The sequence below is a fragment of the Nonomuraea sp. NPDC049378 genome (assembly GCF_055586745.1).
Genome location: NZ_JBVJHP010000005.1, coordinates 416,847 through 443,599 on the forward strand (window position 1 = coordinate 416,847; position 26,753 = coordinate 443,599).

23 protein-coding genes and 1 pseudogene are annotated in these 26,753 nt (G+C 71.2%); 11 read left to right on the forward strand and 13 right to left on the reverse strand.

Annotated features, from left to right (window positions below; all coding sequences use genetic code 11):
- The first annotated feature begins 3 nt into the window (after positions 1–3).
- Complete coding sequence (locus ACZ6SA_RS14020) at positions 4–423, forward strand: ATP-binding protein (RefSeq protein ID WP_465828166.1); 420 nt, start codon at positions 4–6, stop codon at positions 421–423.
- A gap of 184 nt (positions 424–607) precedes the next feature.
- On the opposite strand, the gene ACZ6SA_RS14025 is transcribed toward ACZ6SA_RS14020, so the two are convergent.
- Both ACZ6SA_RS14025 and ACZ6SA_RS14030 read right to left on the reverse strand, forming a co-directional pair.
- Positions 608–997: a hypothetical protein gene (locus ACZ6SA_RS14025; protein ID WP_347647456.1), complete on the reverse strand. Its 390-nt coding sequence runs from the start codon at positions 995–997 to the stop codon at positions 608–610.
- 182 nt (positions 998–1,179) lie between these two features.
- A complete protein-coding gene (locus ACZ6SA_RS14030) occupies positions 1,180–2,145 on the reverse strand; it encodes a helix-turn-helix transcriptional regulator (RefSeq protein ID WP_347647457.1) in 966 nt (321 codons plus the stop codon).
- Between the two features lie 142 nt (positions 2,146–2,287).
- On the opposite strand from ACZ6SA_RS14030, the gene ACZ6SA_RS14035 reads away from it, so the two are divergent.
- Complete coding sequence (locus ACZ6SA_RS14035; protein ID WP_465828168.1) at positions 2,288–5,698, forward strand: S8 family serine peptidase; 3,411 nt, start codon at positions 2,288–2,290, stop codon at positions 5,696–5,698.
- 101 nt (positions 5,699–5,799) lie between these two features.
- Here ACZ6SA_RS14035 and ACZ6SA_RS14040 read toward each other — a convergent pair whose 3' ends face one another.
- Genes ACZ6SA_RS14040 through ACZ6SA_RS14055 form a run of 4 tightly spaced genes read right to left on the reverse strand, consistent with a single transcriptional unit; the run spans position 5,800 to position 9,628 of the window.
- Positions 5,800–6,810: a LacI family DNA-binding transcriptional regulator gene (locus ACZ6SA_RS14040; RefSeq protein WP_347647459.1), complete on the reverse strand. Its 1,011-nt coding sequence runs from the start codon at positions 6,808–6,810 to the stop codon at positions 5,800–5,802.
- A 51-nt stretch (positions 6,811–6,861) separates the two neighbouring features.
- Positions 6,862–7,674 (reverse strand): ATP-binding cassette domain-containing protein, encoded by an 813-nt coding sequence (locus ACZ6SA_RS14045; protein ID WP_465828170.1) that lies wholly within the window; start codon positions 7,672–7,674, stop codon positions 6,862–6,864.
- A complete protein-coding gene (locus ACZ6SA_RS14050; RefSeq protein ID WP_347647461.1) occupies positions 7,671–8,633 on the reverse strand; it encodes an ABC transporter permease in 963 nt (320 codons plus the stop codon). The genes ACZ6SA_RS14045 and ACZ6SA_RS14050 overlap by 4 nt, the downstream gene beginning before the upstream one ends.
- A gap of 11 nt (positions 8,634–8,644) precedes the next feature.
- The gene (locus tag ACZ6SA_RS14055) at positions 8,645–9,628 is read right to left on the reverse strand and encodes a sugar ABC transporter substrate-binding protein (RefSeq protein ID WP_347647462.1); all 984 of its coding nucleotides are present in this window, start codon (positions 9,626–9,628) and stop codon (positions 8,645–8,647) included.
- 148 nt (positions 9,629–9,776) lie between these two features.
- On the opposite strand from ACZ6SA_RS14055, the gene ACZ6SA_RS14060 reads away from it, so the two are divergent.
- The gene (locus tag ACZ6SA_RS14060; protein WP_465828172.1) at positions 9,777–10,910 is read left to right on the forward strand and encodes a carbohydrate kinase family protein; all 1,134 of its coding nucleotides are present in this window, start codon (positions 9,777–9,779) and stop codon (positions 10,908–10,910) included.
- A gap of 71 nt (positions 10,911–10,981) precedes the next feature.
- On the opposite strand, the gene ACZ6SA_RS14065 is transcribed toward ACZ6SA_RS14060, so the two are convergent.
- Positions 10,982–11,806, reverse strand: coding sequence for a PIG-L family deacetylase (locus ACZ6SA_RS14065; protein WP_465828173.1), 825 nt, complete (start codon positions 11,804–11,806; stop codon positions 10,982–10,984).
- A gap of 362 nt (positions 11,807–12,168) precedes the next feature.
- Between ACZ6SA_RS14065 and ACZ6SA_RS14070 the strand changes: the two genes are divergently transcribed.
- Complete coding sequence (locus tag ACZ6SA_RS14070) at positions 12,169–13,188, forward strand: questin oxidase family protein (RefSeq protein WP_465828175.1); 1,020 nt, start codon at positions 12,169–12,171, stop codon at positions 13,186–13,188.
- A gap of 179 nt (positions 13,189–13,367) precedes the next feature.
- On the opposite strand, the gene ACZ6SA_RS14075 is transcribed toward ACZ6SA_RS14070, so the two are convergent.
- Positions 13,368–14,768, reverse strand: a complete 1,401-nt coding sequence (locus ACZ6SA_RS14075; RefSeq protein ID WP_465828176.1) for a tetratricopeptide repeat protein — start codon at positions 14,766–14,768, stop codon at positions 13,368–13,370.
- A 1,434-nt stretch (positions 14,769–16,202) separates the two neighbouring features.
- On the opposite strand from ACZ6SA_RS14075, the gene ACZ6SA_RS14080 reads away from it, so the two are divergent.
- Entirely contained in the window at positions 16,203–16,565 is a 363-nt protein-coding gene (locus tag ACZ6SA_RS14080) for a phytanoyl-CoA dioxygenase family protein (RefSeq protein ID WP_465828178.1), read from the forward strand.
- Positions 16,566–16,596: 31 nt separating this feature from the next.
- Here ACZ6SA_RS14080 and gdhA read toward each other — a convergent pair whose 3' ends face one another.
- Positions 16,597–17,940: an NADP-specific glutamate dehydrogenase gene (gene gdhA, locus ACZ6SA_RS14085; RefSeq protein ID WP_347647469.1), complete on the reverse strand. Its 1,344-nt coding sequence runs from the start codon at positions 17,938–17,940 to the stop codon at positions 16,597–16,599.
- 225 nt (positions 17,941–18,165) lie between these two features.
- On the opposite strand from gdhA, the gene ACZ6SA_RS14090 reads away from it, so the two are divergent.
- Both ACZ6SA_RS14090 and ACZ6SA_RS14095 read left to right on the forward strand, forming a co-directional pair.
- A complete protein-coding gene (locus ACZ6SA_RS14090; protein ID WP_347647470.1) occupies positions 18,166–18,906 on the forward strand; it encodes an SDR family oxidoreductase in 741 nt (246 codons plus the stop codon).
- Positions 18,907–18,936: 30 nt separating this feature from the next.
- On the forward strand, positions 18,937–19,347 hold the full coding sequence (locus tag ACZ6SA_RS14095) for a cupin domain-containing protein (protein WP_347647471.1): 411 nt from the start codon (positions 18,937–18,939) through the stop codon (positions 19,345–19,347).
- Between the two features lie 62 nt (positions 19,348–19,409).
- Here the strand turns inward: ACZ6SA_RS14095 and ACZ6SA_RS14100 are convergent, their stop codons facing one another.
- A complete protein-coding gene (locus tag ACZ6SA_RS14100; RefSeq protein ID WP_347647472.1) occupies positions 19,410–20,297 on the reverse strand; it encodes a TIGR03620 family F420-dependent LLM class oxidoreductase in 888 nt (295 codons plus the stop codon).
- A 98-nt stretch (positions 20,298–20,395) separates the two neighbouring features.
- Between ACZ6SA_RS14100 and ACZ6SA_RS14105 the strand changes: the two genes are divergently transcribed.
- On the forward strand, positions 20,396–20,995 hold the full coding sequence (locus ACZ6SA_RS14105) for a TetR/AcrR family transcriptional regulator (protein WP_347647473.1): 600 nt from the start codon (positions 20,396–20,398) through the stop codon (positions 20,993–20,995).
- On the opposite strand, the gene ACZ6SA_RS14110 is transcribed toward ACZ6SA_RS14105, so the two are convergent.
- Positions 20,989–22,680 carry an MXAN_6230/SCO0854 family RING domain-containing protein gene (locus tag ACZ6SA_RS14110; protein ID WP_465828181.1) on the reverse strand — a complete coding sequence of 564 codons (1,692 nt, stop codon included), beginning with the start codon at positions 22,678–22,680 and terminating at the stop codon, positions 20,989–20,991. The two genes, ACZ6SA_RS14105 and ACZ6SA_RS14110, sit on opposite strands and share 7 nt — an antisense overlap.
- A 454-nt stretch (positions 22,681–23,134) precedes the next feature.
- Positions 23,135–23,389 (reverse strand): annotated as a pseudogene (locus tag ACZ6SA_RS14115) (RING finger family 4 domain-containing protein); the annotation flags it as partial.
- Between ACZ6SA_RS14115 and ACZ6SA_RS14120 the strand changes: the two are divergent.
- The 3 genes from ACZ6SA_RS14120 (at position 23,271) to ACZ6SA_RS14130 (ending at position 25,445) form a co-directional block, all read left to right on the forward strand.
- Positions 23,271–23,615 (forward strand): hypothetical protein, encoded by a 345-nt coding sequence (locus ACZ6SA_RS14120; protein ID WP_465828213.1) that lies wholly within the window; start codon positions 23,271–23,273, stop codon positions 23,613–23,615. The pseudogene ACZ6SA_RS14115 and the gene ACZ6SA_RS14120 sit on opposite strands and share 119 nt — an antisense overlap.
- Before the next feature lie 352 nt (positions 23,616–23,967).
- Entirely contained in the window at positions 23,968–25,299 is a 1,332-nt protein-coding gene (locus ACZ6SA_RS14125) for an OFA family MFS transporter (protein ID WP_465828183.1), read from the forward strand.
- Positions 25,296–25,445: an MFS transporter small subunit gene (locus tag ACZ6SA_RS14130; RefSeq protein WP_347647477.1), complete on the forward strand. Its 150-nt coding sequence runs from the start codon at positions 25,296–25,298 to the stop codon at positions 25,443–25,445. Before ACZ6SA_RS14125 ends, ACZ6SA_RS14130 begins: the two co-directional genes overlap by 4 nt.
- A gap of 29 nt (positions 25,446–25,474) precedes the next feature.
- Here ACZ6SA_RS14130 and ACZ6SA_RS14135 read toward each other — a convergent pair whose 3' ends face one another.
- Positions 25,475–26,752, reverse strand: coding sequence for a cytochrome P450 (locus ACZ6SA_RS14135; RefSeq protein WP_347647478.1), 1,278 nt, complete (start codon positions 26,750–26,752; stop codon positions 25,475–25,477).
- Between the last annotated feature and the right edge of the window lies 1 nt (position 26,753).

A 26,753-nucleotide genomic window follows, 5' to 3' on the forward strand; every position in this document is an offset into this window, starting at 1 on the left:
CGCATGCCCCTCCGCCACGGGTCCCCGCCCGCGATGCCGATCCGGACGGCGGAGCACCTGCTGCCCTCGGTGGCGGCCGGCGTCGGAGAGGCGCGCGCCCTGGTCCGCGCGGACCTGGCCGCATGGGGCCACGACGACCTGATCGACGACTGCCTCGTCATCGTCAGCGAACTCGTCACCAACGCCGTCCTGTACGGCGGGTCGGCGTACGCGCTCCGGCTGGAGGACCGCGGCGGCCGCGTCTACGGTGAGGTGTTCGACCCCGGCGACGGCGTGCCGCGCCCGCGCTCGCCGGGGCCCGACGCGCCGTCAGGCCGGGGCCTGCGGATCGTCGCGGCGATCGCCGACGACTGGGGGGTGCGGGCGGCCGACGGCGGCAAGATCGTGTGGTTCTCGGTCACTGACCCGCGCCGGCGCGCCTGACCTCTCTTCAGGTGCCGCCGTCAGCGGCGGAACATCTTCGCGCCGGACCTCGCGGCCATTGACGCGCTCCCGGCTGTCGCGGGGAGCCCGCCCTCCCATCCAGGTGGGTGCCCGGGCATAGCGCTTCCGGCACCCGGTTGCCGGCTTCGCCGGCGCATCTTCGAGAAAAGCGGGACGAGGTTCGCTAGAACTTCGAGCATTTGAACTGCGCCGTCGAAAGATCCTCGGGATCGGTGCCCTTGTTGGAATGCCAGTAGACTTTGAAGTACGTATTGCACTTATGTGGCCACGTGAATTTGGTGAGCTCTCCCACCTTGACATACCTCGGCTTGGAGTATTTGTACGTGTAATTCGACTTTCCCGTGCGGATGCCGAAGATTCCCGCACCGTCCTGTCCGGACGGCGGATAGTATTTGGCCTTCAGCCGGTCGCCGTCGCGCGTGCCACACAAGGTTCCCACGACGTTCGTGGTGCACCACCACTTGAGCGACGCTTCCGCCTGCGCAGGCAGAGCGATCAGCGGCAGCGCCACGATACCTGCCGCAAGGGCGGCCGCGAGCCTTACGTGAACCATCAGGTGCTCCTCGCTCTCTCCGTGTCCGTAGGAGGCTACGCAGGTGCGGCGGTCGAGGTCATCGGCTCGTGATGCACAGTTCTTAGCGTGCAATCGACACTTTCCGGCGCTCGCGGGTGCGGCACTCCGGGTGCGGTCGGTCGAGCCGGTGGGCGAGATCGCATGGCACCGTACGCGGGGGCTCAGATCCAGCCGCGCCGGGTCGCCTCCATCGCCACCTGGAAGCGGGTTCGCGCGCCCAGCCGCCGCATCAGCTTCGTGATGTGCCGCTGCACCGTGCGCTCGCTCCATCCCAGCGCCCGGCTGGCCGCGCGGTCCGTCGCGCCCGACGCCAGGAGCGTGAGCAGCCGTTCCTCGTCGCCGGACAGCTCCCCGTCCCCCGCCGTCATCCGGACGGGCACGCTGCGCTCCCACAGCGCCTCGAACAACGCCCCCAGAGCGTCCAGCAACGGTGACGGGTGGATCAGGTACGACGCCGTGACCGCGTCGTCGCCGGCCCGCAGCAGCGGGATGATGGCGAGCCGGTCGTCGGAGATGGCCAGCTTCATCGGCAGGCCGGCGGCGATCCTGGCCTGTTCCCCGTGCCGCATTCCGGCCGTCACGTCCTCCAGCCAGCCGGGGAGATCCAGCACGCTGGTGTCGTAGATGACGCGATACTTCACGCCACGTCGCAGCAGGTTGAGCTCGATCGGGTTCGACTCCCTGTGCTGCTGCCGAGCGGCGTACGGCGGCCGGTCGAACCCGCGCACCTGCGCCCGCGTGTCCTGCTGCATCTGCACCCACCGGTGGTTGACCTCGTCGCGACCCGAGATCACCTCGATCAGCTCGCCGGGGTGGGCGAAGCGGGTACCGGCACGGTAGACGTCCACCAGCGACCTGATGTGCGCGCGCACGCCGTCCAGCTCGCGTTCGCGCTCGCGCAGGATGGCCTCCAGGCTGCTGTCGGGCGAGACCGCGACGTAGCGGGTGGGCCGGCCGTCCGAGCGGGTGGCGAGCCCGAGCCCCACCAGCGACTGCAGAACGCGCCGCGCGGCCGTGGCGGGCAGATGGCAGTCTCCGACGATCTCGGTCACCGTCGCCTGCGTCCGGCGGACCAGGGCGTCGTACACCTCCTCGTCCTGAGGGCTGAGTCCGATGGCCTCGAGCACGCCGCTCCTCCTCCGGTTGACTGTCGGAATTACGTCATATGACGGAAACTCGCCGCAAATCGATCTTGTCAGGAAATATCGCTACATGTCAGCGTTCCAGGTGCACCATCGGCCCCCGTGGCCACAGCACCGAAGGAGCGTCATGCCGCCATCCCCCCGCCGATCCGCCAGACGACGCCTGCTCACCGCCTTGTTACCGGCCGTCCTGCTCGGCACCCTGGCGGCGGGCCCGGCCGCGGCGGAGATCCGTACCGCGGAGCCGGAGGCCGTGCCGAAGATCGACCAGAAGCTGACCGCGCAGCTGAAGAGCGACGGTGCCCGCGTCGAAGCGGCCGTCGTCCTGCGTGCCCCGCACACCCCCGCGGCGGCGCCGGCGTCCCGCGCCCAGGCGCGGGACACGCTGGCGAGGAGCGCCGAGGCCACCCAGGATCCCGTGGTCCGGCTGGTCACCTCACGCGGCGACCAGGTCGTCAACACCTTCTGGCTGAAGAACATGGTCCTCGTACGGGCCACGCAAGGCACCCTGAACGCCCTGGCGGAGCTCGAGACGGTCGAGCGCATCATCCCCAACTTCACGCTGTCCGCACCCGAGCCCGAGCAGGGCGCCACCCCCAAGGCGGCCGGCGCCACCACATGGGGCATCGCCAAGATCGGCGCCGACCGGGCGAGCGACGAGCGCGGGCTCTCCGGCAAGGGCGTGCGCGTCGCCGTGCTCGACACCGGCATCGACATCACCCACCCCGACCTCCAGGGCAAGCTCGCCACCACCGACCCCTCGGACCCGAAGCACCCGGGCGGCTGGATCGAGTTCGGCCCCGACGGCACGCCGGTGGCCTCGCAGCCGCACGACAGCAGCTTCCACGGCACGCACGTGGCGGGCACGATCGCGGGCGGGAACGCCTCGGGCACCCGGATCGGCGTCGCGCCCGGCGTCACGCTGATGGGCGCCCTGGTCATCCCCGGCGGCCAGGGCACCTTCGCGCAGGTGATCGCCGGCATGCAGTGGGCGGTCGCGCCGTTCACGGCCGACGGCGCCAAGGCAGGCGAGCCGGCCGACATCGTCAGCATGTCGCTGGGCGGCCAGGGCTATGCCGACGAGATGATCCAGCCGGCCAGGAACATCGCCTACGCCGGCGCGTTCCCCTCATTCGCCATCGGCAACGACTGCTCGCCGGGCCAGTCGAGCAGCCCGGGCAACGTCTACGAGTCCGTGGCCGTGGGCGCGACCGACGTCAACGACGACGTGCCCGACTTCTCCTGCGGCGGCGTGGTCAGGAAGACCGACTGGTTCGCCGCGCCTCCGGAGTGGCCGGACTCGTACGTCGTGCCCGACCTGTCCGCGCCGGGCGTCGACGTGCTGTCGTCCATGCCCGGCGGAGAATACAGGGCGCTCAACGGCACCTCGATGGCCACCCCGCACGTGTCCGGCACCGTCGCCCTGATGATGGAGGCGCGTCCCAGCCTGACCGCGGACGCCGCGCTGGAGATCCTGACCGGCACGTCCGTCTCCGACGACCGTTACGGCCCGCGCCCGAACCCCCGCGTCGGCGCCGGCCGGATCGACGCCTACGCCGCCGTGGCGGAGGCCGCGCTCGAAAGCGGCGTGCGCGGCGTCGTCACCGACGAGCGCACCCGCGCGCCGCTGGCCGGGGTGAAGGTGGCCAGGGCGGACGGACGCAACGTCCAGACCGGCGAGGACGGGAGCTTCGAGCTGCGGCTGCCCGAGGGCAGGCACGAGCTGACGCTGTCCAGGTTCGGCTACGAGACCAGCACCGAGACCGTACGCGTCCCGGCCGGCCGGCTCACCGGCGAGCGTTTCGAGCTGGAGCGGACGCGCTGGGGGACGCTCTCCGGCCGGGTGGTGTACGGGCCGACCGGCTCGACGGTGCCCGGCGCCACGGTGACGGTGCTCGGCGTGCCCGACGACCTGTCGGCGACGACCGACAGGAACGGCCGCTACACCCTCAAGGACGTCCCCTTCGGCGACGGCTACCGCGTCTCGGCGAACGCCGCCGGCATCTCGCGGTCGGAGCCCGTGGAGGCGAGCGTCGGCAGGGGCAGGAACACCGCCGACCTGACCCTCCCGCGGCGGCCCGGCACAGAGCGCGTGTCGCTCGGCCCCGACGGCCGCCAGGGCAACCACGAGGCGTGGTGGCCGGAGGTGAGCGGCGACGGGACCGTCGTGGTGTTCGCCAGCTTCGCCTCCAACCTCGTCACCGACGAGGACACCAACGGCGAGCTGGACATCTTCGCCACCGACCTGCGGACCCGGACGACCGAGCGGGTCTCGGTGCCGACCGGCGGCGGCCTGGGCGACTCGTTCTCGCTCTCGCCGACGGTCAACCGCGACGGGAGGTACGTCGGCTTCAACAGCGGGGCGGCCAACCTGGTGCCCGGCGACACGAACGGCCAGACCGACACCTTCGTGCACGACCGGCAGGAGGGGACGACGGAGCGGATCTCCGTGTCGTCCGACGGCGTCCAGGGTGACGGGATCTCCGGCGCGCCCGCGTTCTCGGCGGACGGCCGGCTCGCGGTCTTCGTCAGCGACGCGACCAACCTCGTGCCCGGCGACACCAACGGCCGCGCCGACGTGTTCCTGCGCGACCTGCAGGCGGGCACCACCGAGCGGATCTCCGTCGCCCAGGACGGCTCACAGGCGGCCGACCAGTCCCGCGAGCCGTCCATCAGCGCCGACGGCCGGTTCGTGGCGTTCCAGAGCGACGCGGACGGCCTCGTGCCGGGCGATGGCAACGGCAGGACGGACGCCTTCGTCCTCGACCGCGTGACCGGCGCGCTCAAGCTGGTCGTGGCCCCGCACCCGGAGACCGACACCAGGTCCCCGGTGCTCAGCGCCGGCGGCAACGCGCTGGCCTTCACCAACGGTGTCGGACTCGGCCAGATCTACGTCCAGGACCTGGCGACCGGCACGTCCCGGCTGGTGTCGGCCAACAAGGACGGGGGCGAGGCCTCCAACATGTCGTTCGCGCCGTCACTGAGCGCCGACGGGCGCCTGGTCGCCTTCTACAGCCTCGCCGACGACATCGTCGAAGGTGACACGAACAGGTCGAACGACGTGTTCGTGCGTGACGTCGAGGCGGGCACCAGCAGGAAGGTCTCCGTGGCGCCCAGGGGAGCCGAGGGCGACGGCGGGTCCGACCTGCCGTCGATCAGCGACGACGGCAGGTTCGTGACCTTCGAGAGCTCCGCGGCCAACCTCGTCGAGGGCGACACCAACCACCGCTCCGACGTGTTCGTGCACGACCTGGCCCCCGGCCCCGAGCCGCTGTTCGCGCTGAGCGACCTGGAGATCACCCCGGAGAACTCCCGGTCCGGGCGCGTACGGGTGCGGGCCCGGGTGAAGAACGTGGGCGAGCGGGCCGGCGAGTACGCGGCCGTGCTGCACGTGAACGGCCAGGAGGACCAGCGGCGGACCGTCTCGCTGCGGCCCGACCGGAGCGAACGGGTCTCGTTCGACGTGCGGCGCGGCGAGCACGGCACGTACACCGTCGAGCTCGGGCCGCTGTCGGGGCGGTTCACGGTCAGGCGCTGAGACCGGCGAGCCGCTCCTGCCCGCGCGGGGGAGGAGCGGCTCGCCCCTCCGGACGTCCCCGCGCCCTCCCGGGACCGGCCGGTCAACCAGGGGCCGACCGGTCAAGGGGCTGGAGCGAGCTCGCCGGAGCCCCGGACGATCAGGCGGGTGGGCACCACCTGCCTGCGGGCCTTGGAGCGGTCGCCGTCCAGGCGCGACAACACCAGCTCCGCCGCCGCGGCCCCCATCCCGGCCGGATCCTGGGCCACCACCGTCAGCGGCGGGTCGAGGACCTCGGCCAGCGGCAGGTCGTCGAACCCGACGAGCGCGACGTCGGTGCGCCGCGCCCGGGCCAGCGCCACCACCGCGCCCATCGAGGCGAGGTTGTTGGCCGCGAACAACGCCGTCGGCGGGTCGCCCAGCGTCAGCAACCGCAGGGTGGCCTGGGCCGCGGCATCCTGGTCGTGCCCGGTCTCCACCAGGGAGCGGTCGAACGGCAGCCCCGCCCGCTCGAGCGCGTCGCGGTAGCCCTGGAAACGTTCGCGGCGGGTGTAGAGGGAGGCGGGCAGGTCGCCCACGAAGCCGATGCGGCGGTGGCCGTACGCGATCAGATGGGCGACGCCGGCCCGCGAGCCCTCCCGGTTGGCGCTGACCACGCTGTCGGCGGTCAGGCCCACCGCCGGGCGGTCGAGGAAGACGATGGGCAGCCCGGCCAGCCGCTCGCCGCGCAGCCGGCGGTGCTCGCTGGTGGCCGAGGGGACGATCATGAGGGCACTCACCCTGCGGGCCAGGAACGTCGCGATCAGCGACTGCTCCAGGGCGGCCGTCTCGCTCGACGAGCCGACGATGAGCGTCAGCCCGCGGGCCCGGACGGCGCTCTCGACGCCGCCCGCGACCGTGCCGAAGAAGGGGTTGCCCATCTCGGGAATGACCAGGCCGATCGCGGCGTCACGCGCGCCCACCCGCATGTTGCGGGCCATCAGGTTGGGCTGGTAGCCCAGCTTCCTGACGGCCGCCATGACGCGCTCACGCGTCTCGACGGCGACCGGGCCGTCGTCGTTGAGCACCCGCGAGACGGTCTTGGCGGTGACGCCGACCTCGCGCGCCACATCTGTCATCGTCGGACGCCGCATCCCGCCCATGCTAGTGGCCCGTCTCAGCGGCAGGCGGAGTACGGGGACGCATCACGACAGCCCGATCGCCTCCGCCGCGTCCTTGTCGGTCACCACGGACCTGCCCTCCGACATCTGGATGGCGCCCGTCATGATGGCGACCACCTCGGCCATGCTGTGGTCGCCCGGAACGATCTCGGCGACCCTGCGGCCCAGGCGCTGGATGTGGACGCGGTCGGCGATCTCGAACACGTGCGGCATGTTGTGGCTGATCAGCACCACCGGCGTGCCGCGGTCTCGTACCTGCCTGATCAGGTCGAGCACCTGGCCGGACTCCTTGACCCCGAGCGCCGCCGTGGGCTCGTCCATCACCACGACGTTCGTGGCCCAGGCCACCGCCCTCGCCACGGCCACGCCCTGCCGCTGCCCGCCCGACAGCGACTCGACCGGCTGGGTGAGCGAGCGCAGCCCGATCTTGAGCTCGGCCATGTGCCTGGCCGACTCCTCGCGCATACGCTTCTTGTCGAGCATCCGGAAGACGCGGCCGAGGATGCCCGGTTTCCGCAGTTCCCTGCCCAGGAACATGTTCGTCGCGATGTCCAGGGAGGCCGCGACCGCGAGGTCCTGGTAGACGGTCTCGATGCCGTGCCTGCGGGCGTCGAGCGGGTCGCGGAAGCGCACCGGCTTCCCGTCGAGCCGGATCTCGCCGGAATCCGGCTGCAGCGCGCCCGTCAGCGCCTTGATCAGGCTCGTCTTGCCGGCGCCGTTGTCGCCGATGACCGCGAGCACCTCGCCGGGCATCAGGTCGAAGTCGGCGCCGTCGAGCGCGGTCAGGTGGCCGTACTTCTTGACCAGGCCGCGCGCCTGGAGCACGGGTGTGGTCATCGGGTCCTCCTGCGGGAGAGCTGGTCGACGGCGACGGCGAGGATCACCAGGATGCCCGTGATGAGCGTCTGATAGATCGACGGTACGCCCATCAGCTGCAGGCCGTTCCTGAACACCCCGACGATGAGGGCCCCGACCAGGGTGCCCAGCACCATGCCCCGGCCGCCGAACAGGCTGGTGCCGCCGAGCACGACCGCCGTGATGCTGTCGAGGTTGTCGGTCTGGCCGGCCTGCGGGTCGCCCACGCCGGTACGCGAGACGAGCAGCAGGGCCGCGATGCCGTACACGAAACCGGCCAGCGTGTAGACGCCCACGGTCAGCCGCCGCGTCCTGATGCCGGTCAGCCGGGCCACCTCGGGGTTGTTGCCCAGCGCGTACACGTGCCGGCCCCACGCGGTCGAGCCCAGCAGGTACGCGAACAGCAGGAACAGCAGGATCGTCAGCAGCGAGCCGTAGGTCACGTTCGTCTGGCCGACCTGGAACGTCTGCCCGAGGAACGTCAGCAGCGGCGGCAGGTCCGTGACGGTCTGCTCGCCGGAGTAGATGTGGGTGAGCGCGAACGCCACGTTCAGCATGCCGAGCGTCACGATGAACGGCGGCAGCGAGATCCGCGTCACCAGCAGCCCGTTGACCAGCCCGAACCCGGCGCAGACCACGAGCCCGGCGGCGACCGCGAGCAGCGCGGGCAGGCCGCTGTCCACCGCCAGCTTCGTCATCACGATGCCGCCGAACGCCATGATCGCGCCGTTGGCCAGGTCGATGCCCGCGGTGAGGATGATCAGGGTCTGCCCGATGGCCAGCGTGCCGACCACCATGACCTGCTGGATGATCAGCGAGAAGTTCGTCCCGGAGAAGAACTGGTCGGTGTTCAGGCCGAAGTACAGGCAGGCCAGCAGGAGCGCGGCGAGCGGGCCCGCGACGGGGGTGCTGATCAGGCGGCGCGGCAGCGACGCTTCCATCACGGCCACGATCAGCCCCAGCAGTTCGCCAGGCCGAAGGCGGTGTCCTCGGCCTCGACGCCGTCGGCCGCCTTGTCGGTGATCAGGGTGACGCCGGTGTCGGTGTAGCCGGAGGGCTTCTGCCCGCCCTTCGCGTACGAGGCCACCGCCTTGACGCCGTCCTCGGCCATCTTGAGCGGGTACTGCTGGCTGGTCGCGGCGATCTGCCCGGACTGCACGGCCTTGACGCCGGTGCAGCCGCCGTCCACCGAGACGATCAGCACCTCCTTCTCGCGGCCCTTGGCCTTCAACGCCGTGTACGCGCCCAGCGCGGCGGGCTCGTTGATGGTGTAGACGAGGTTGATGTCGGGGGCCTTCTGCAGGCAGTTCTCCATCGCGGTCTGGCCCTTGGCCTGGTCGCCCCTGGTGTCCTGGGAGCAGACGACCGACGGGTCGCCCTCCTGGATGCCGAACCCCTTCAGGAAGCCGTCGTGCCGCAGCTTGCCGACCGTGATGCCGGGGGCGAGGTCAAGAGTGGCGATCTTGGCGGGTTCGCCGGCCATCGCGGCCTTGGCGTACTGGCCGATCAGCTCGCCCGCCTTGAGGTTGTCGGTGGCGAACAGCGCGTCGGTGGCCTCCTGCGGCTCCGTGGGGGTGTCGAGGGCGATGACGAGCACGCCCGCGTCGCGCGCCTTCTTGATCGCCGGAACGATGGCCTTGGTGTCGCTCGGGGTGATGAGGATGCCCTTCACGCCGGCGGCGACCATGTTCTCGATGGCGGTGATCTGGGCGGCGTTGTCGCCGTCGAACTTCCCCGCCGCGCTCATGAGCTCCATGCCGCCGGCCTGGGCCGCCTTCTGCGCGCCCTCCTTCATCTTGACGAAGAACGGGTTGGTCTCGGTCTTGGTGATCAGTCCTACCTTGGGGGCGGCGGAGTCGCTTCCCCCGCCGCTGCCGCCGCAGCCGGTGACGAGAAGCGCGGTGACGAGGAGGCCGGCCGATAGCTTTGCATTCATGGCGCTGTCCTATCAGGGGGGATCCGATGTCATCGTTGACATATGTCAACGTTGACATCTTCCGTGCTGCGATGATGGACTCCGATCCTGGAAACGTCAATGCCCTGCTGCCGTAACGAATCGGCAACATGCCAGAGAGGCAGGTCCGATGATCGCCGTCCTGGGCGAGTGTGTCGCCGACAGCTTCGCCACGCGCCACCCGGCCGCGCCCGGCGGGCCCGCCCCTACCTTGACCGCCGACCCTTCACGACCCGCCGGAGACCCGCCCGCCCCGGCCGGCGGCGCCTCGCGACCCGGCGGGCGGTCGGGCGGGCGGTCGGGCTGGGCCGGCCGGCCGGCCGGTGGTGGGCCGTCAAGGGAGAGCGGCCGGCCGGCCGGTGGTGAGGTGCTCCCGGGCGAGGAGGCGGAAGGGCTGGCGCTGCGGGTGCTCCCGGGTGGAGGGCCGGCGAACACGGCGGTGGCGCTGGCCAGGCTCGGCACTCCGACCCGCTTCCTGGGCCGCCTCTCGCGTGACGTGTTCGGCGAGATGTTCCGCGACCGCTTCACCGCCTCCGGCGTGGACCTGTCGGCGTGCGTCGAAGCCGAGGAGCCGAGCACGCTCTCCGTCGCCGCCCTCGACCCGCACGGGCGGGCGGCCTTCACGTTCTACACCGACGGCGCGGCGGACTGGCAGTGGCGGCCGCACGACCTGGACGCGCGCCGCGCGGGCCCCTTCAGGTGCCTGCACACGGGCTCGATGGCGCTGGTCGGGAAGCCGGGACGGGACGCGGTCGAGGAGTTCGCGAGCTCCGCCGCCGAGCATGCGACGATCTCGATCGACCCGAACGCGCGTCCCAGCTTCGCCACCAGAGACGACTATCAGGTCACCCGCTGGTGCGGGTGGACCGACATCCTCAAGCTCAGCGACGACGACCTGGACTTCCTGCTGCCCGGCACGTCGATGGAGCGCGCCTGCGACACCTGGCACGCCGCCGGCGCCCGCCTGATCGTCGTCACCAGGGGCGCGGCGGGCGCGCTGGTGTCCGTGGACGGCGAGCGGGCCGGCGTGCGGGCGCCGGAGGTGGACGTGGTGGACACGGTCGGCGCCGGCGACGCCTTCACCGCCGGCCTGCTGCACGCCCTGGACGCCCAGGGCCACCTGGGCGGGCGCCTCGACGATCTGGACCTCGCGACGGCGGTGGCGGCGGCCGGCTTCGCCACCCGGGTGGCGGCCCTGACGTGCTCAGTGGCAGGCGCCAATCCACCCTGGTCCCACCACCTCACCACCGCCGCCCCGCGATGACGTCGAAGCGGCCGACCCGGCTGGGCCCTGGGACGTCCGCTTCGGCATGATCCGGCCACCTCCGGCCTGGGTCATGTGGCGCGCAGGCCGGCGAAGAGGTCTTCCTCGCGGGCGGGGGCGTCGACCTTGCACAGCTTGCGCTCGAAGGCCTCCTGGGAGAACGCCTGCTGCTGGATGTGCTCAGGCATGTCCAGCACGAAGATGTTCTCCCCCTGGCTCTCGTGCGCCTTGAGCGCCTTGAGCTTGCGTTCGGTATAGGGGCTGACGTCGACGAGGGTGGTGACCCGCTCGTCAGGCGTGCCGAAGTCGCCGGACGGCTCGAAGCCGAGCTCGACGCCGTGCTCGCGCAGCAGCTCGAACATCTTTTTCATCTCGGCGCGGGGCATGGCCGTGTAGTAGAACTTCTCGGGGATGCCGGTCGCCTCGACGGCCGCGACCGTGACGCGGTGCGCCTGAACGTGGTCGGGATGGCCGTAACCGCCGCCGCCGGTCTCGTCATAGGTGACCACGACCTGCGGCCGGTAGCGCTCCATCAGCGCGCCCAGCCTGGCGGCCGCCACCTCGACCGGCACGTTGGCGAACGCTTCGGCGTGGCCGTTGCCCTCCCATCCGTCCATGCCCGAGTCGCGGTAGCCGAGCAGCTCCAGGTGGCCGACGCCCAAGTGGGTGACCGACTCGCGCAGCTCGGCGAGCCGTCGCTCGGCGACCGCGGCGTCGTCGTGCCCGGCCTCTCCTGGCTTGACGCCACCCTCGGCGTCGCCCTGCTCGCCGTTGGTGCAGGTGACCAGGACGGTGCGGACGCCTTCGTCGGCGTAGCGGGCCAGGATGCCGCCGGTGCTCAGGCACTCGTCGTCGGGGTGGGCGTGCACGATCATCAGGGTGAGTTGCGGATCCATGACCGGAACACTAGCGGCCGGTTCCGACAGTTACGCCCGGCCGCGATCTCAGCGTCGGCCGCCGCGGGTGGCCGGGCCCGGCTGCGGCTCCTGTGCGGGAGCGCGTTGTGCCGCGGCCCCGCACAGCTTCATCAACCCACCGCTCGCCCATTCAAGATCGGGACTGTCGACTCAACTAGACACTCCGAGCATCGCGTTGATCACGAAATGCGAGCCAGTAGCAGACTTCGGCCGTCGTTGGCAGCGGCTTTGTTGCCGCCGAGTTGCTCGGCAAGGGGACTTTGGTCCTAGGTCTGTGGTCGGTGGGATGCTGCGTCGAAGGGTCGATCCGAAGCGCCTGGTTGAAGTCTAGGTTGCTCCGCATGGATCGAAGGACTGCCGGGGGCGAACTCGACGAAGCACTGGAGCGGCTGCACGGATCCGGCCCGGAGCGGATGGAACGGCTCACCAACCATGCCCCCATGGTGGTCGAGGTGCTCGCCACACATGGCCATTCGCGTGCCGTGCACAGGTGGCTGAATCACTACGCGAGCAAGCTGGAGGAGTTGCCCAGTGCCGTCGAGCCGGTCACCGACGCCAACTGGCGCACGGCGTTGGGCGACCCGCGCAGGGCCGCAGACTGGATCGAGTACTTTCACCGGGCGGTCGCCGATCGACCGTGGCGGGAGGTTCTGACGGTGTGGTGGCCGCGCCTGCTTCCCGGAATGTACGGAGGATCGACCCATCCCGTGATCCGGGTGGGGCACGCCGTACGTACCCTCACGCAGAGCGGTGAGAGCGCCCCTCGCATCGCCGAGCTCGCCCACGGGCTCGGCTACTGGGCCGCCCGGCACCACCGGGTCCTCGGGATCGCCCCGCTGTCCGGCGGGGTGACGGCGAAGGAAGCCCTGGACGCGGTGCCTCCCATCGGCGATCCGCCAGGCGGCTTCCCTGCCCGGCTGGCCCTGGTCGATCGGCTGCCGGCCTGGTCGGACGGAGTGACAGACCCTGACGAGGCGCGCAGGCGGCTGACGGAACTGGTGCGTGCGGCCACTCATCGCTATGCGACCCACGGCCACGGCGAGGAGACGATGCTGGTGCACGCGGCGACCGCGCCCAATGCCGTGCTGCGTGTCCTTCCTGTCCTGCCGCGGGCCCTATGGGTGTCGAGCCTGCACGCGGCCTGGACAGCCTCGGCGGCGGTGACGGCGATGTACGCCCCGAAGGAGCCGGTTCCTTACGTGTCTCCCGGTCGCGTCACCGCCGGCGAGGTTGTCGAGCGTGCGCTTGCTCACGGGGATGAGCACGTCATCAAGTTGACCGACACCGCAGTGGACGTCGGTGACGAACAGGCACTTGCCGCGGCCCTGCGGGCCGTCGAACTCAGCGAGCCCGTCTTCTGAGCTGTGGGCCTGGCTCGAGGCGCGTTCACGCCGGCCACGAACTCTGCTTCTGATCACTGGGTGTGATCGTGTGGTCCGGCGCCAGGCGACGACGACGTGATGGGCGTTGTCAGATTGCATCGGCTTCTTCGGCCTCGTTCTTCTCGATCTCGCCGATCAGCACGATCGCCGCCGCGCGGTCACGCGCGGCCGCCGGTCCTGGCGAGGTCGCCGGCGCGGAGCCGGGCGGCCGCGGCGGCGGCGCGGTCGCCGAGGTGGTCGGCGAGCGCCGCCTGCTTGAGCCAGTTGTACGGGCTGCACGGCCGCACGTTGATCCGCTCGCTCACCAGTGCCCGCGCGACGTCACGAAGCCCCGCCCGCAGGGCCGCCTCCAGCAGCGTCTTCTGCACCGCGTCCCGCTGCGCGTGGCTGCCCCCGAACTCGTTGACCCGATGCCTGATGGGATAGAGCAGCTCCACCACCGAGGCGTGGTCGCCCCGCCCGAACGCCACGATGGCCCGGCACACCGGCAACCCGACCTGCAGCGTCATGGTGTGGTTGGTGACGCCGGGACGCGGCTCCCGCGCGTACGCCTCCCGCCCCGCGATCAGTCGCTCGGCGTCGCCGATGCGGCCGGCGCCGACGTACGCCATGACCGCGTGCATGTCGTTGAACGCGTAGAACGGCTCCGCCACCCGCGGCGGCCAGGCGTCGGCCAGCGCGGACCAGCGTTCGTGCTGCTCCGAGCCCTCCAGGTGGAGGCGCCAGAGCAGGGCGGCGGCGTCGAGCAGCTCCATGCACGACTGCCCGTCCGCCAGCACCGCGTCGTAGATCTCCAGCACCCGTGCCACGTCGCCGGACTCCAGGGCGTACAGGCAGTAGTGCCACCAGGTGTGGACGTTGAAGAACGTGCCGGTGGACCAGTCGGGCAGCCGCGCGTCGAGGTAGCGCAGTCCGCGGCCGAAGCGGCCCTGCATCTCGTACGTGTGCGCCACCGCGTGGATGCCCCACACGTCGCGCGGGTTGAGTTCGACCGCGCGCGACCCCACCTCCTCCGACCGGTCGTAGTGGCCCGCCTCTTCCAGGCCGAAGGCGTACATGCCCAGGACGTGCCCGAAGTGCCGGTCGTCCGGGCGCCAGGCGTTCAGCGCGCCGCCGACGCGGTCGCGCAGCGAGCGTGCGTCGCCGGTGAAGAAGTCGATCTGGTGGCCTGCCAGCAGCGCCAGGGCGTCGCGCGGGTGCTCCACCGTGATCCAGGCCAGCAGCGTGCCGCACCGCAGGAAGTCGCCGTCGAGCAGCGCCTGCACGGCGGCCACGTGCGCGCGCTCGCGGGGGAGCAGCGACGCCTCGTCGACCGCGCGGCGGAACGCCCCGAACCGCGCCCGGGCCTTGCGCGCGTCGCCGGCCTCGGTGGTGAGCAGCCCCAGGTAGGCCGACAGGACGTTGCCCATCGGGAAGCCGGGGGAGTCGGCCAGCGCCGCCTTCGTCTCCGCGGCGACCTCTGCCCGGAAGTGCAGCAGCTCGTGGACGGCCCGGTCGTAGTGCCGTGTCGCGGCGGCGCTCGCCCCGCTCATCGCCAGGCCGTGCTGGTCGTCGAACACAGGTCCAATGTAACGGGGAGGCGTACGGACCCGGGGTTCGCCGCGGGTGTTGTGGCGTCCGAACCGTCCACGAATCTCCGGACTGGAGCTCCATGACGGACGACGTCGCCACGCCGGGCCGGGCCCGTGCCGACTGCCTGATCGACATCGCGATGCCGCGCACCCTTAGTCGTACAGTTTTGTGGGGATATCAGGCGGCCCCGGTCTTGGGCGGTCGGGGCACTCGAGGCAGGTGGGGATCGGATCCGGCTTGGGCTTCGGCTTCGGCTCCTTCGTGCGATAGTGCGGACTCCGCCGCGGCTTGTGCTTGGTCTTCTTCGGCGTCGGTCTGAGATGGGTGCCAGAATTTGAGGTGGCCTCTGTGCCGACGGGCACGGATCTGCTGGGAGCTGCGTCTAGGACCGCCATTCCTCCGCCACTGACGGCCGTTCCTGCGAAAAGGAGGCCAAGGGTGAGGACTGTCGCTCGCTTCGAAGGTCTCATGGGATCCTTCCCGCTTCAGTGGATTCGAGACTTGTCGGCAGGTCTTCGGCCCTCGCCGGCGGCGAGTTGAAGTGAAGGACTCGCTTGTCGCGAAGCTGCTGCCAGCTACACGCAGTCATGATCGCCTTGCGCTCAAAGACAATGAAAAACGAGTCACGTGATTTCCAGGTGAATGCTCACAAATTAGGTGGCCGATGTTCGGGTCCACTGTCGTCGAAGCTGGGGGGATTCCATCGACATCTGCATATTCGGGGCCACGAACATTGACGGTGCTCCCGCTTGCATGAGTACTTATAGCCCCCTGGGACACTTCGGCCTCTTCGGCTTCGTGATTGCGGGCATCGGCGCCGTGGCCGCGGGCGCCGCGTCCGCCATGCCGGCGGACGCCGAGGCCCCTGCAGGAGTGAGGGGTGCGGCCGCCGGGATAGGGCTTGCCTCTGCGAGCAGCGAAGCTGCTGTCATGACAGGTACAGCTACGAAAGCAAGCAGTGCTCTACTTTTGATGCGACGAATCATTGCGACTCCACTCTGATGAACAGCCCCAGTGTGGCGCCGGTCCGGTAACAACCCTCTGAGGTCGAGAGAGCGGATTGTCCGCGGCGCTTGAAAGCCGAACTCGTTCCTGGGAGCCATTTCTGCCGACGGGCTTGAGTCCACCCGTCGAGCCGGAATGGTCGGAATTCTGATCATCTAGAGATGGCGGTCGGTGTTCGTAGATGCTGCTCTACGCTTCTCTCCCCTACGGTTACTGGCATCTCGTTTTGTTCAAGGCACGCGAGACGCTTGCCTAATATCCACGAAACTGGCCACCGGCCGCTGTGTCCATGATGTCACTACACTATTTGGGTCTTCTTTAGCTATTGATGGAATTCCTCTGGCAGGTGCCTGACCGCGTGTCCGGCGCGGTGTTGGCGCGCCTAGCCCCTGCCTCGTCCGCGCCCCGCCCTGTCCGTGGCGGCGCTCTGGACCCTCGATCCGGGCACCACGCTCACGGTGTGGCCGGGCAGCCACCGCTGGGCCGGACACCGGCCCGCCACGGCGGGCGTGGCGCTGGCGCTCCCGACGGGCTCCTGCACCCTGATCCTCGGCACGCTGTGGCACGCCCGGCCCCCGCAGCGGGATCATCCGCACATGAGCGTCACCACGCACTACTGCGAGCCCTGGCTGCGCACGAGGGAGGCGTTCCTCCTGTCCCCGGGCAGGGACGTGGCCAGGCAGCTGAGCGCCAGGACCCGCCGCATGCTGGGCTACAGCATCCACCCGCCCAAGCTGGGGCTGGTGGACGGCATGCACCCGCACCGGCTCTTCGCCTGACCTGCCCCCTGCTTGGTCGTGCCCAGGCCGCTCAGATCAGGCCGAGGGCCAGCATCGCGTCGGCGACCCGCCGGAACCCGTCGATGTTGGCGCCGGCCACGTAGTCGCCCGGCATGCCGTACTCGTCGGCGGTCCGCAGGCAGCGGTCGTGGATGTCGCGCATGATCTCCTCGAGCCGGTGCTCGGAGAACTCGAACGTCCACGAGTCGCGGCTGGCGTTCTGCTGCATCTCCAGCGCGCTGGTCGCCACGCCGCCCGCGTTGGCGGCCTTGCCCGGCCCGAACGCCACGCCGGCGTCCAGGAACACCTTGATGCCCTCCGGAGTGGTGGGCATGTTCGCGCCCTCGCCGACCGCGATGCAGCCGTTGCCGACCATGACGGCGGCGTCGCGGCCGGTGATCTCGTTCTGCGTGGCGGACGGCATCGCCACCTCGCACGGCACCTCCCACACGCTGCGGCCCGCCACGAAGGTGGCGTTGTTGCCGCGGCGCTCGGCGTAGGCGTTCAGGCGGCCGCGCTCGACCTGCTTGATCTGCTTGAGCAGGTCGAGGTCGATGCCCTTCTCGTCGAGGACGTAGCCGGAGGAGTCGGAGCACGCGACGACCCGGCCGCCGAGCTGCTCGATCTTCTCGATGGTGTAGACCGCCACGTTGCCGGAGCCGGACACCGTGACCCGCCGGCCGTCGAACGACGTGCCGCGCGCCTTGAGCATCTCGTCCACGAAGAACGCGCACCCGTAGCCGGTGGCCTCCGTGCGGACCTGCGCGCCGCCGTACGCCAGGCCCTTGCCGGTGATGACGCCGGACTCGTAGCGGTTGGTGATGCGCTTGTACTGGCCGAACAGGTAGCCGATCTCCCGCCCGCCGACGCCGATGTCACCGGCGGGCACGTCGGTGTACTCGCCGATGTGCCGGTAGAGCTCCGTCATGAAGCTCTGGCAGAAGCGCATGACCTCGCGGTCGGAACGGCCCTTCGGATCGAAGTCGGAGCCGCCCTTGCCGCCGCCGATCGGCAGGCCCGTCAGGCTGTTCTTGAAGATCTGCTCGAACCCCAGGAACTTGACGATGCCGAGGTAGACCGACGGGTGGAAACGCAGCCCGCCTTTGTACGGCCCCAGAGCGCCGTTGAACTCCACCCGGAAGCCGCGGTTGATCTGCACCTCGCCACGGTCGTCGGCCCACGGCACCCGGAAGATGATCTGCCGTTCGGGCTCGCAGATACGCTCTATGATCTTCGACTCGGCGTATTCGGGGTGCTTCCCGAGAACCGGGCCGATGCTCTCGAGCACCTCGCGCACAGCCTGGTGGAACTCCGTCTCACCAGGGTTGCGGCGAAGGACGTTGTCGTAGATCGACGACAGCTTCTCGTGCAACACGTACTCCTCAGCTCACTGCATGCGCTCCTCACTGTAAGGGGAGGCTTGATGTGATCTGCACCCGTATACCCCCTTTAGCGAATCTCGTGACGCCTGTGTGCGCCTGGGCACAGCAGGTCAGGGGAACGCAAAATCTTCCGCGAGGGCGTCACAGGCGGGTGCGCCGCCCTGTCTTAGCTCGCGAGCGGGGGCGAGCGGTGCTCCCGGCGGACAGGGAGGAACGTCATGAGGATCGTGGTCATCGGCGGGACCGGCATGATCGGGTCGAAAGTCGTGGCCAAGCTCGGCGAACGTGGTCACGAGGCGGTGCCGGCCTCGCCGAACACCGGCGTCAACACGCTCACAGGGGAAGGGCTGGAGGAGGCGCTGGCCGGCACGCAGGTGGTGGTCGACGTGTCGAACTCGCCGTCGTTCGAGGACACCGCCGTGCGGGAGTTCTTCGAGACCTCCACGCGTAACCTGCTGGCCGCCGAGGCGGCGGCCGGAGTCGGGCACCACGTCGCGCTGTCCGTGGTCGGCGCCCGGCGGCGGCCGGGCCAGGGCTACTTCGGGGCCAAGGCCGCCCAGGAGGAACTGATCGAGAAGTCCTCGATCCCGTTCTCGATCGTGCGCGCCACGCAGTTCTTCGAGTTCGCCCGCGGCATCGCCGACGACGCCACCGAGGACGGCGCCGTACGGATCGCGCCGGTGTGGTTCCAGCCCATCGCCGGCGAGGAGGTCGCCACGGCGGTCAGCAGGGTCGCGGAGGGCGCCCCGCTGAACGGCGGCCTCGAGGTCGCCGGGCCCGAGCGGGTGCTGATGGACGACTTCTTCCGCGACGCCCTGGCCGCCTGGAACGACCCGCGCCAGGTCGTCACCGACCCGGAGGCCCGTTACTTCGGCCTCCACCTCGACCAGGACACGCTGGTGCCCGTCGAGGACATGATCCGCGGCGACATCACCTACAACGGCTGGCTCGGCGAGTAGCCCGCCCATCCCGTCAAGGAGGGAACCGTCATGGGGGAACACCGATCGAACGCCTGGCAGACGGCGATCACCATCGTGCAGGAGGCGGAACCGCCGTACATTCCCGAGGGGGCGCACGAGACGACCCTGGTCGTCGAATATCCGCCCGGAGACCCCGGCGCGCCGCCGCACCGCCACTACGGACCAGCCTTCGGCTACGTGCTGGAAGGCGAGATGTTGTTTGAGCTCGAAGGCGAGCCGGAGCGGGTCGTACGCGCCGGCGAGGCGTTCTGGGAGCCCGGCGGGGACGTCATCCACTACCAGGACGGCAACAACCGCGACGACATCCCGCTCCGGTTCCTCGTGACGATGTTGTGCGAGCCCGGCAAGCCGATGCTCACCCTGGTGGACGACGAGGAGCTCGCCCAGCGCGCCGACCGGCGCGCCGCCCGCCCTGTCTGACGGCCCTGTTTGACGGGCCTGTCTGACGGCCCTGTCCGACCGCCCCGTCCGACCGCCCGTGGTCAGGCGCGGGGGAGCAGGCGGGGGGCGAGCCGCGCCAGCTGGTCGACCGTGGCCGTCAGGTCGTCGGCCAGGGGGTGGAGCAGGACGTGGTCGGCGCCGGCGGCCAGGTGCCGCTCCGCCCTGGCGGCGATGGCCTCGTCGTCCCCCCACGCCACGATGGCGTCGACGAGGCGGTCGCTGTACCCGCCGTCGAGATCGGCGTCGCCGTACCCGAGCCTGCGGTAGTTGGCGGTGTAGGCGTTCTCGCGGCCGCCGGCGTCGAAGAGGGCGCGGATCCGTCCCCTGGCGCGGGCTTCGTCGGTGTCCGGGAGGAGGGCCAGATGCGGGATCAGCAGGGGCCCGGGGCCGAGAGCGTCGCGCGCGGCCCGGGTGTGCTCGACGGGTTGCAGGAAGGGGTGGACGCCGCCGGCCCGTCCGGCGGCCAGCCGGTGCGCCTTGGGGCCGAGGGCTGCGAGGACGCGCGGGTAGCGGGCTTCCGGCAGGATGCGGGTGGCGGCCTCGTCCATGGCGTCGAGGTAGGCGCCCAGCCCGGCCAGCGGACGCTCGCCGCCGTGGCCGCCGAGGCCGAGGATGAGGCGGTCGGGGTACGCCTCGGCGAGCGTGGCCGCACCGCTGTGGGTCGCCCGCGGGTCGCGCATCGCGATGTTGGCGACGCCGGCGCCGGCGACCAGCCGTTCGGTGGCGGCGAGCACCACGGCCAGCTGGGTGAGGATGTCGCGCCCGGCGATGGGGGAGGCCGCGGGAGGTTCGCCCGTCCACACCGAGCCGTACCCGAGCCGCTCGATCCGCGCGAACTGCTCCCGTTGCCTGGCCACCGGCGTGTGCAGCAGCGTCATCGGCGCGATCCACACGCCGAAGCGGCCGAGGCGGTCCTGTGTCGGGGTCATCGTCACTCCTGTCCGGGGCCTTAGCGGAGCCAGCCTCCGCTTATCTGGAGTCTACGATACGGAAGGAGGCTCCGGTTCGCGAACCCCAGGAGGCGGATATGGGCGACACCACCACCCGGCGCGCCATGCGGGCCGACGCGCGGCGCAACCGCGACCGGCTGCTGGCCGAGGCGCGCACCGCGTTCCTGGACCACGGCACCGACGCCTCGCTGGAGGACGTCGCCGCGCGCGCCGGGGTCGGCGTCGGCACCCTCTACCGGCATTTCCCCACGCGGGAGGCGCTGCTGGCAGAGCTGCTGCGCGAACGGTTCGACGCCCTCGCCGCCGGCGCGCGGCAGCTCGCCGCCCACCCGTCGCCCCGCGAGGCGCTGATCACCTGGACGCTCGACTTCGTGCGGACCACCACCGTCTACCGGGGGCTGACCGCGGCGGTGACGGCGACGCTGCACGACCCGGCCTCCGCCCTGCACGCATCCTGCGAGACGATGCGCGGCGCGGCGACGGCGCTGCTGACCCGCGCGCAGGAGGCGGGCGAGGTCCGCGCCGACGTCGCGCCGCTGGAGTTCCTGGCCCTGGTCGCGGGCACCTCATGGGCGCGCGAGCAGATGGCGGGGGCCGATGTCCCCGGCGATCGCCTGCTCCTGCTGCTCTTCGAAGGCCTGGGACGCCCCGGCCAGGGCCCGCCGGACGATCAGTGACGGACCGTGACGGCCGCCGGCGCCGGAGCCAGGACGCTCAGCAGGTCGGCGGCGTCCAGCAGGCGGGCCGCGCCGAGCCCGTACGGGTGCAGCGCGTACACCTGCGCGCCCGGCAGCCCGAGATCGCCGGAGACCAGCACCGCCAGGTCGGTGCCCTCCGGAGGGCACCCCGACGGCTGCGCGAACGGCTGCCCGGCGGCGCGGGCGGTGAGCCGCGCGGCGAACGCCTCGACGTCCTCACCGGGACGGCGCTCGTACCGGCGGAGTGAGCCGTCGCGGCGGCGCACCACGACGTCGGCGGCGCGGGCGGCGGCGTGCCAGCAGGCCACCTCCCACAACGTCACCCGGCCGGCGAACGCGCTCTCCATCGCGGCGCCCAGCGCGGCCACCTCGTCGGCGCTGCCCGCCACGTTGTGGCCGTAGCCGGCGGCGGACAGGTTGAGGTCGGTCCAGCGCATCGTGCGCGTCCACAGGTCGGCCACCAGCGGCACGAGGATCTTCGCCGGCCCCGCCAGGTCGAACTTCTGGCGCACCGCCAGCGGGTCGAACAGCCCGTCCGGCTGCTCCATGAACCCGGCGAAGCCCCGCGGCAGCTCCTCGAACGGCACGTCGTTGTAGCTGAACACCACCGGGACGAGGTAGCGGGCGGGCAGGGCGCGCACGTCCACGTCGATGAACTCCGACGCCCCGAGCGGCTCCGGCGCGGAGGTCAGGTCGCCGGAGTGCACCAGCCCCTTGCCCAGGCGCAGGCGCGTGTAGTCGCACAGGCCCGCGAAGCGCCAGTCCTCGTCGAACACCGCCACCGACAGGTCCAGGTCCACCCGGGTGCCGGGCGGCTCGGCCCAGTGCAGGAAGAACCGGATCCGCTCGGCGCGCGGGATGGGCTGGGTGCTGCCGCGGGCCAGGCGGACGAGCGCCGCGCCCGCCGTACGTTCGGAGGTGGACGCGACCAGGTCGGCCAGCCCTTCGTCCAGCAGGGCCCGGCGCAGCGGCGGCAGCTCGCCGGCGCGCCGCAGCAGCTCTCCGGACAGCAGCCGCTCGGCCTCCAGCACCACCTCGTCGGGCAGTGCGGGCCGCCGGTCGGGCATGGTCCAGAACCGCGCCGTGCCGCCGCGCGGCAGGAACAGCCTGGTCCCGCCGGGCGGGGTCCTGATCTGGCCGAGCGCGGCCAGCAGCACCCCGGGCGCGACCCGGCGCACGGCGCCCTCCAGCGTCTCCAGCGGCGTCCCGGCGGCGCGCGGCCCGTCCGCGGGGCCGTCGCCGGCGTACGTCGCGCGCTCGCCGGCCGCGTCACCGCGGGCGTACGTCACGCGCAGCAGGTGGGACAGGCGGCGGAGGAGCTCGCCCGGACGGTGCGAGAGCAACGTGACGGCGTCGGCGTGGCGGCCGTCCGCCAGTGCCGTCTCCACGCGGGACGAGAACGTCCTCGCGCGCACGCGCCCGTCCCGCACCTCCAGCGCGGGATGGCCGGCCGCGCGCTCCAGCAGGGAGCGCCCGAACGCCGTGCCGGGGTCGAGCCTGGTGCCGCGCAGCGCCGCGAACGCCAGCGCGGCGCCGGGGAAGCGGGCGTGCTGCTCGTGCGGGTGCAGCACCTCGGCCATGTGCTTCCACCGCTCCCGGTGGCGCAGCAGGTCCTCCAGCAGGTACGGCATCCCGTCCAGGCACGCCAGCACGGCCCGCCGCACCGCACGGGGCAGCGACGTGCGGCGCTCCGGCCGGATCCGCAGCCCGGGGTCGCCCCCCCATCAGCGTGGACAGCATCCGCAGCACGTCGGTGGCGGTGCCGGCGTGGCGGGGCAGCAGCTCGCCGGCTCCCCTGCGCAGCGCGTGCGCCAGCACCACCGCTCTGGTCTCCTTCACCGGGATCGTCTCCGGCAGCCAGGAGAGCGCCGCGGGCCAGCAGGCGTCCAGGAGGATCTCCAGCTCGGCCCGCTCGTGCGCCGGCATGGGGGTGCGCCGCGCCAGCATGGCCGTGGCCAGCTCGCGGCAGGCGCCGCCGGGGTCGGGGCACGACCCCAGCAGCACGGTGGTGGTCACCGCCTCCCGGTGCATGGAGACGCTTCTCTCCGACGGGCGCAGGAAGGGGTCGTCCAGGTCGATCCGCCGGTGGCAGATCGGGCAGGCGCTGAAGTCGGCGCCGTCCCAGCACGTACGGCACACCAGATGGGCACAGGGCGACACGGGGCGCACGGTCCCGGTCTCGCCGCACAGCACGCAGGGACGGGCCGGGTCCTGCAGCAGCAGGCTGAACACCCGGCGCACGTAGAAGTCCGAGGTGTCGGCCGGCACACTGTCCGGAAATCTCCGGAACAACGGCACGTGCGTGGCGTTCGCCCCGACCTCGTCGCGCAGGCAGTGCAACAACCGCCGCCCCACCCGCGCCAGCTCGGCCATCTCCAGCCCCGCCAGCGCCCGGTACAGCTCCGCCGACATCAGGAACCCGAGCTGCAGCAGCTCGAACTCCAGCGCCGCCACTCCGGACGGCACGTCCGCGCGCACCATGCCGAGCCGCCTGGGCAGCTTGCCGACCGGTGGCGGCATGGAGGATCCGGCGGCCAGCAGCCCGGGCGCGACCGTCCGGCGGCGGCGCAGCAGGATCTCGCCAGGACCGTTCACGTGACCTCCCCCGGGACGTGAGTGAGGCCGCGCGGGGGCACCCCGCGCGGCCTGCGAGGCGGAGAGCGGGCGCGCTGTTCAGCCAAGGTGATGGAGAAGGAAGCACACCCAGGAGCCGCCTGTCCGGCACCTTACTCGGCTAGATCACGACATGCCGCCCATTTTCTCCCCATGCTGATCACAGTTTCGACCGCCGCCCGTGCCGCTTCGTACACCGTTCGCCGACCAGATTTGACCGCTCGCCGTAAACCCGCTCCGGATGCGAAATACGGCATACCGTATGTGTTACCCGTATCTTCGTGGCAATCAGTACGAGGTTCGCGAGTCCCACAGGTTTCCTGAGTCGTTCCCGTACCGTGGCGGCGCCCACATGGAGCCGGTGGCTGGTGCCGCCCGCCGCCCTCTCCGTGCATCTGGCGATCGGGCAGGCGTACGCGTGGAGCGTGTTCAAACCGCCCCTCGAATCCTCCCTCGGCCTGTCGGGCACCCAGAGCGCCCTGCCGTTCCAGCTGGGCATCGTCATGCTCGGCCTGTCGGCGGCCTTCGGCGGCACGCTGGTCGAGCGCAACGGGCCACGCTGGGCGATGTTCGTCTCGATGGCCTGCTTCTCCTCCGGGTTCCTGCTGTCCGCGCTGGGCGTGGCCACGGGACAGTACTGGCTGGTGGTCCTCGGCTACGGTTTCGTGGGCGGGATCGGGCTGGGGATCGGCTACATCTCGCCGGTCTCCACGCTGATCAAGTGGTTCCCCGACCGGCCGGGCATGGCCACCGGCATCGCGATCATGGGGTTCGGCGGGGGAGCGCTCATCGCCTCGCCGTGGTCGGCGCAGATGCTCGGCACGTTCGGCACCGGCACGGGCGGGATCGCCACGACGTTCGTCGTGCACGGCGTCGTCTACGCCGTCTTCATGTCCATGGGCGTGCTGCTGGTGCGCGTTCCCGCCGACGGGTGGGCGCCGAAGGGGTGGCAACCGCGCGAGGCGGCCACGCGCCGGCTGGTCACCACCGCCGACGTCTCGGCGCGCAACGCCGTCCGCACCCCGCAGTTCTACCTGCTGTGGCTGGTGTTGTGCCTGAACGTCACCGCAGGGATCGGCATCCTGGAGAAGGCCGCGCCGATGATCGCCGACTTCTTCTCCGGCACCTCCACGCCCGTCGCGGCGGGAGCGGCGGCGGGCTTCGTCGCGCTGCTGTCGCTGGCGAACATGGCGGGGCGCTTCGGCTGGTCGTCCACCTCCGACCTGATCGGGCGCAAGAACATGTACCGCGTCTACCTGGGCGTGGGCGCGGTGCTCTATCTCGCGATCGCGCTGGCGGGCGACGCCTCCAAGCCGCTGTTCATCATCTGCGCGCTGGGCATCCTGTCCTTCTACGGCGGCGGCTTCGCGACGGTCCCCGCGTACCTGAAGGACCTGTTCGGCACGTACGAGGTCGGGGCGATCCACGGCAGGCTGCTCACCGCCTGGTCCACCGCGGGCGTGCTCGGCCCGCTGATCATCAACGCGATCGCCGACGGGCAGGAGGCCGCGGGGCGGTCGGGACCCGCGCTCTACACCACGTCCCTCTACATCATGATCGGCCTGCTCGCGGTCGGCTTCGTCGCCAACGAGCTGATCCGGCCGGTGCACGAGAGGTACCACGAGCGGCCACGGCAGGAGAACGTGACGGAGAAGGGGCAGGCGGTATGACGGACACGACGGCCACGGCGGGCGCCGCGGACACGGCGAACCGGCGGACGGGACTGATGGTGCTGGCATGGGCGTGGGTGGGGGTGCCGTTCACGTACGGCGTCTACCAGCTGTTCCTCAAGCTCACCCAGCTCTTCTCCGGCTGAGCGGTCCCGGGACGCGCAGGCGTCCGGCGTCACACCCGCCCGACGCGCAGAGGCAGCGTCCGCGGCCCGCGGACCTGCCCCGTCGCCCAGGTCACCGCCGCCGGGTCGGCCAGGGTGAACTCCGGGATCCGCTCCAGCCACACCTCCAGGGCGACCCGCAACTCCATGCGCGCCAGGTGGGAGCCCACGCAGCGGTGGATGCCCAGGCCGAACGCGACATGCCGGTTGACCTCGCGGTCGATGACGACCTCGTCCGCCCGCTCGACGTGCGCCGGGTCACGGTTGGCCGCGGGGAACGACAGCAGCACCCAGTCGTCGGCCTTCATGTCGACGCCGCGCCAGTGCATGTCCTGCTTGACCAGCCGCGCCATCGTGACCGGCGCGTACGCCCGCAGGAACTCCTCCATCGCGGTCGGCAGCAACTCCGGCTCGGCCACCAGGCGCTCCCGGTCGGCCGGCGTCTTCGCCAGATGCCACAGGGACGCGCCGATCGCGCTCCACGTCGTGTCGATGCCGGCGATGAGCAGCAGGGCCATCGTGCCGGACACGTGCGCCGGCTGCAGCTTCTGGCCGTACAGCTCCGCCTCGATGAGGTAGGTGGTCAGGTCGTCGCGCGGGTTGTCGAGGTGGTCGCGGATCTGCTCCAGCAGGTAGTCGAACAGCTCCCCCATGTGCGCCATGCGCTCCTCGGGCGGCAGGTTGACGCCTTCGAGCGAATGCTCGATGAACGCGCGGAAGCGGGGCCCGTCCTCCGGAGGGAAGCCCAGCATGTCGGCGATGACGCGTACCGGGATGTGCTGCGCGTACTCGCGGGCCGCGTCGACGTCCCGCCGGCCCTCTAAGGCGTCGATGAGCGAGTGGCAGTAGGCCCGCGTGGCCGCCTCCCGCCTGGCGACGGCGCTCTTGGTGAACGCGGGCAGCAGCAGCCTGCGCGCGTCGCGGTGGAACGGCGGGTCGGAGGAGATCGGGGGCACGCCGCCGACCGGCGCCAGGTCGAGCGGCGGCCGGTAGTTGCTCATGACGATCGCGCGCGAGGAGAAGTGCTCGGTGTCGTAGGCGATCGCGGCGACGTCCTCGTACCGCGTCGGCAGCCAGCCGCCGCCGAACCGCCCGGTGTGCGCGATCGGGCAGCCCTGCCGCAGCTCGTCCTGGATGGGGTACGGGTCGGCGGCCCACTCGGGCTCCAGATGGGAGAAGTCGGTCGTCCAGTCGGAGACGGGACCGGTGACGATCTCGCTGCGGGTGCCGACGAACTCGTCGTCCTGCCCGTCCCGGTAGTCCTGCGTGAAGCGCTCGTCAACGGCCATG